General features: G+C 31.8%; 6 protein-coding genes. 2 read left to right on the top strand and 4 right to left on the bottom strand.

Features of this window, described 5'->3' with window-relative positions:
* Positions 1-192: 192 nt before the first annotated feature.
* Together CUL_RS0113665 and CUL_RS0113660 are read right to left on the bottom strand one after the other, a co-directional pair.
* Entirely contained in the window at positions 193-459 is a 267-nt protein-coding gene (locus CUL_RS0113665; RefSeq protein ID WP_025640467.1) for a transposase, read from the bottom strand.
* A gap of 47 nt (positions 460-506) precedes the next feature.
* On the bottom strand, positions 507-1,334 hold the full coding sequence (locus CUL_RS0113660) for a LysR family transcriptional regulator (protein ID WP_025642238.1): 828 nt from the start codon (positions 1,332-1,334) through the stop codon (positions 507-509).
* Between the two features lie 119 nt (positions 1,335-1,453).
* Here CUL_RS0113660 and CUL_RS0113655 point away from each other — a divergent pair, with 119 nt between their 5' ends.
* Positions 1,454-2,644: a coenzyme F420-0:L-glutamate ligase gene (locus CUL_RS0113655; RefSeq protein ID WP_005586367.1), complete on the top strand. Its 1,191-nt coding sequence runs from the start codon at positions 1,454-1,456 to the stop codon at positions 2,642-2,644.
* A gap of 170 nt (positions 2,645-2,814) precedes the next feature.
* On the opposite strand, the gene CUL_RS0113650 is transcribed toward CUL_RS0113655, so the two are convergent.
* Complete coding sequence (locus CUL_RS0113650) at positions 2,815-3,780, bottom strand: DUF4367 domain-containing protein (RefSeq protein ID WP_025642235.1); 966 nt, start codon at positions 3,778-3,780, stop codon at positions 2,815-2,817.
* Entirely contained in the window at positions 3,773-4,342 is a 570-nt protein-coding gene (locus CUL_RS0113645; RefSeq protein WP_025642233.1) for a sigma-70 family RNA polymerase sigma factor, read from the bottom strand. Before CUL_RS0113645 ends, CUL_RS0113650 begins: the two co-directional genes overlap by 8 nt.
* A gap of 217 nt (positions 4,343-4,559) precedes the next feature.
* Here CUL_RS0113645 and CUL_RS17470 point away from each other — a divergent pair.
* A partial coding sequence (locus CUL_RS17470; RefSeq protein ID WP_035143261.1) for a transposase occupies positions 4,560-4,950 on the top strand: 391 nt, incomplete at its 3' end.

Genomic DNA, 4,950 nt, shown 5'->3' with positions numbered 1-4,950 from the left:
TTTTGTTACTATTATTATAGATTGTTAGAATATCTTCTCTAAGCTTCTTATTAAGAGTTTTCCACTTGTTTCCAGGCTTTTCCTTATGCTTATCATAATAGGTGCTTCTAGGATATTTTAGCACCTTGCACATAGTATCTATGCTGTGTTCCTTAGAATTAGCTTTTATTATTTCAAATATAATATCAGGATTTATTTGGTTGCGAATATGGCCATAGCTTTTTTTAATATATCATTTTCTTCCTTAAGTCTTGCATTTTCCTTCTTGATTTTTAGAATTTCTTCAAGATTTGTGGTATCTCCCTTTACATCTATCGGTGTTTTCTTCTTTACCCAATTACGTATTGCTGTTTGGCTTAGGCCATATTCGTCTGCTACTTCCCTAACTGTTTTTCCTGATAATACTAACTCTGCAATCATTATTTTGAATTCATCTGTATAAGTTTTTCTTTTAGACATTTTATGGACACTTCCTTCCTCATTTAGTAGTATATAAAAAACCTTATTTAGTGTCCATACTTATATACTAACATCATAGGTATTTCCTCACACAACTTTACTTCATATATCAATTTATTTTTTAAGTATTCCTTGGAAAACTCTTTGACAACACAAGATATACCTAGATTAATTCTTGCAAATTCTAATAATAAATCATGGGAACCTAGTTCAATTTCTGGCTCTATTTTAACTCCTTTTGATAGTATATATTTTTCCACATATAGTCTTGAATTCGATTTAGGTTCAAGTAATATTAGTGGTAAGTCAGCTATTTCATTAAAACTTAAAGGTATAGAAATCCTATCCTTATACTTTTCTCCACAGACAAATATATCATGAATATCCATTAATTCCATTATCTCCAATGTAGAATCATTAACTGGTAAATTACAAATAACCACATCAACTTCCCCTGATTTTAATAAATCAGTAAGTTCTAAAGTTGTACGATTTATTACCTTTAGTTTGATTTTTGGATATTTAGAATGAAATTCCTCTAGGAAAGGTAGCAAAAAATAACGTGATATAGTATCTCCAACTCCTATCCTTAACTCTCCAGCCATAAGGTTTTTTGATTCTATTATTTTCTTTTCCCCTACATTAATTAGATTAATAGCCGAGTTTGCATATTCAAATAAAATTTCTCCTTCATTGGTAAGAACTACTCCCCTTGGTGTTCGTGTAAATAAGCGTATTTCTAATTCACTTTCTAGCTGCATAATGGCTTGACTGACAGCTGGCTGGGTCATATAAAGGGATTTTGCCGCTTTAGAAAAACTTCCGAGTTTGGCTACTTTACAAAAAATTTTATATAGATCCAGTTTAATGGACATATAATCACTCCTTATATCTCATATCGTATATATTTATTTTACTTATACCACATAATAGCGTATATTACAAGTGAAAGGATATTTATTATTTTCAAAATAAATTTAAAGGGGAGATTGGAATGGAAAGAATGGTTGGAACTATTGCTAGGGGACTTCGTGCTCCAATTGTGAAAGAAGGGGATGATATTGTAGAAATCGTTGTAGATACTGTACTAAAAGCTTCAAAAGTAGAAGGTTTTTCTATTGGCGATAAAGATATCGTATCTATAACTGAATCTGTAGTTGCTCGTACTCAAGGAAACTATGCAAGTACCGATGATATTTCTAAAGACATAAATTCAAAATTTGGAGAAGATACTATTGGAGTCATATTCCCTATTCTAAGCCGTAACCGTTTTGCAATTTGCCTTCATGGTATTGCAAGGGAAGCAAAGAAAATTATATTAATGCTTCAATATCCATCTGATGAAGTAGGTAACCAGTTAGTAACCATAGATGAACTTGATGATAAAGGTATTAATCCTTGGACAGATACTTTAACAGAAAATGAATTTAGAAAATTCTTCGGATACAATAAACACCCTTTTACTGGTATTGACTATATTGATTATTATAAATCTATAGTGGAAAGTTATGGTACTGAATGCCAAATAATCTTTTCAAATGATCCTAAGGCTATTTTAAACTATACAAAAAATGTTCTAACCTGTGATATTCATTCAAGATTTAGAACAAAGAAAATATTGAAAGCAAATGGTGGTGAAAAGATTTATGGCCTTGATGATATCTTAACTGAATCTATTGATGGCAGCGGTTATAACGAAAACTATGGCCTTTTAGGCTCAAATAAAGCTACAGAGGAAAGTATAAAGCTTTTCCCAAGGGACTGTCAACCTATTGTAGATAAGATTCAATCCACGCTTAAAAAGAAAACTGGAAAAATGGTGGAAGTTATGATATATGGTGATGGTGCCTTTAAAGACCCTGTAGGTAAGATATGGGAACTAGCTGACCCTATAGTATCTCCAGCCTATACTAAAGGACTTGAAGGCACGCCAAATGAGGTTAAGCTCAAATACCTTGCCGATAACACCTTTACCGGTTTGAAAGGGGAAGAGCTTAATAAAGCTATTTCTGAATATATTAAAAATAAAGAATCAAACCTTGTAGGTGCTATGGAGACCCAAGGTACTACCCCTAGAAGGCTTACAGACCTTATAGGTTCCCTTTCCGATTTAACCTCGGGAAGTGGGGATAAGGGTACACCTATTGTATATATACAGGGTTATTTTGATAAGTATACAGTATAAAGTAAAAAAGTGGCCACTCTAAGGAACAATACAGGAGTTGTCCCCTAGATAGTATATATGGGCGATACAGTTTTCCCTCTACACATAACAAAGAATCTCAAATTGAGATTCTTTGTTATTGAGGGCCACCTTTTATCCAGTTTGAAACCCTTAATATTTTACCAAATCTTTTATTTAATAGACTCAGCTATCTTTATTAGTTGATCTTTGTCAATTCCTTTGCCACTTAGCATATATAAAGCACCATTAGCTTCCCAATGAATATTCCTACCATCAACCATAACAGCATCTATACCATTAATTTTTACTTGTTCTATCTTACCATCAGTAGATAAGCTATATGCCGTTTCTTCATCAGCAGGACTTTGACTAATAAAAATATACTTTTCCACCTTCTCATTAGTAAAGTATAAATCTATATATTTTGTATTTTCTACAACGTCATTTTCATTTTTATAAAATTCTGCTCTATCAAATTTATACCCTTCTGGTAGGTAGCTAGGAAGTATAACATTAAAACAAGTATAGTCATTTAGCTCATTAGGGTCCTTAACTATTAAAGTTTGTTCTTTTCTTATCTCTTCTGCTTCAGCTACAGTAATTATCTCTCCAGTTTCAAGATCAATATCAGCAATTTTTTCCCCATCAGCTGTATATGGATTTTCAGTGTTTGCTTTTGAAAATTCTTCTATTGGATTTCCATCTTTATCAAATAGCTTACCTTTCAATTTATCCGGAACAGGGTATACCTGTATTTCTGAAAATTCTTCCTCTGTAACTGTAATACGTCCAAGAGATATAGTCTTTATTACTTTACCTACAAATTCCTGTGCAAAGGATGCTTGCATTATAGAAAAACCTAATATACATACCAATGCAATAGATGCCACTTTAGTAACTAATTTTTTTGGCTTTTTCACAATATCCTCTCCTTTATATCTACTAATACTTTTTAAAGTTTTATCATATACTTCCTCTTTATTACTATTCTTGCTAAAGTCATTATCAGTTAGTGCCTTACCTATTTCTAAAAGCTCATTGTACTCTTCTGATTCCAATTTATTCTGCCTTTCTAATCCACTAAAATACGCATCTATGTCTATAGAAAATCTATCTTCAATGCTCTTTTTATTCATATCGCTCCCCTCTTTCTAACTCCTTTTTTAACTTTTTCATCGTGCGATAAAGTACCACTCCAACATTACTTTCGGTAAGACCTAGTATTTCGGCAATTTCCACATTTTTTAATTCTGCCCCAAATTTAAGGGCTACGATGTTTTGTTCTCTCACATCTAATGTTTTTAAAGCCTTTAAAAGTTCGTCATTGGTTTCAGATGTTTCCACTATATCCTCTGGAGTTTTCTTCTTTGATACCAGCTCCTTAATGGTATCTATAGATAGAAATCTATATTTTTTTGAACTTCTAAAGTAATCATTTATTGCATTTCTAGCTATGGCAAATAACCATACTTCAAAAGGAGATTTATCTTTAGAATATGTGTCTATTTTAAACATTACCTTTTCAAATACTTGGCTTACTAAATCTTCTGCTGTGTGATGACAGTTAACTCGATAGTATATATAGTTATAAACCCTTTTATAATAGAATTTAAAAATATAAGTAAAATCATTCTTCTCATATAAGTCTTCTCTAGTCTCATTTTTATCTAGAGTACCTACTAATACAATCTGCTGCACCTTCTTTAAAACCTCCTTCCCTTATACTTAACTAAGTAATACTGGAGTTGTTCAAATCTCCTTTCATATGTTAATACGATAGGCGTTTGCGAAACGCCATAACCCGCATAAATACGGGATATTTTTTTCATAAAATAATATAACTCCTCACCGATTTATGGTAAAATTGAAGTGTCAAGCAACAAATCTACCAAAACCCGAAAGGAGTTATATAGATATGATACCACATAAACAGCTTTCTTTGGCAGACATTTATTCAGATTGCAAAACTTTTTTTGAATCTGATAAACCTAAGTTTCTTTCATTACTTGAAAATAACATTAATCTTGATGAGTTTATTCCTATTTCTTTTTACCATCACTTTTATGCTTCTACTGGAAGACCTCGTGAATACAAGCTTCATTCAATGCTATGGGCTTTAATTATTCAAAGGATTTTTTCTATCCCTACTGATACCCTCTTAATTACTTTTCTTAAGTATTCAAGTGAATTAAGAGAATTTTGTGGGTTTGAAAAAGTTCCTGATGGTTCTAAATTTACCCGTTTCAAACAAGATTTTTTATTAGACTTACAAGCTGTATTCGATAACCTTGTCGATATTACTGAGC

The organism is [Clostridium] ultunense DSM 10521 (assembly GCF_000511955.1).
GTDB lineage: Bacteria > Bacillota > Clostridia > Tissierellales > Tepidimicrobiaceae > Schnuerera > Schnuerera ultunensis.
This window is presented reverse-complemented; position numbering and strand designations above follow the sequence as displayed.

Coding starts and splice junctions, on each gene's coding strand:
- CUL_RS0113665 (WP_025640467.1), bottom strand. CDS start 459: ATGTCTAAAAGAAAAACTTATACAGATGAATTCAAAATAATGATTGCA.
- CUL_RS0113660 (WP_025642238.1), bottom strand. CDS start 1,334: ATGTCCATTAAACTGGATCTATATAAAATTTTTTGTAAAGTAGCCAAA.
- CUL_RS0113655 (WP_005586367.1), top strand. CDS start 1,454: ATGGAAAGAATGGTTGGAACTATTGCTAGGGGACTTCGTGCTCCAATT.
- CUL_RS0113650 (WP_025642235.1), bottom strand. CDS start 3,780: ATGAATAAAAAGAGCATTGAAGATAGATTTTCTATAGACATAGATGCG.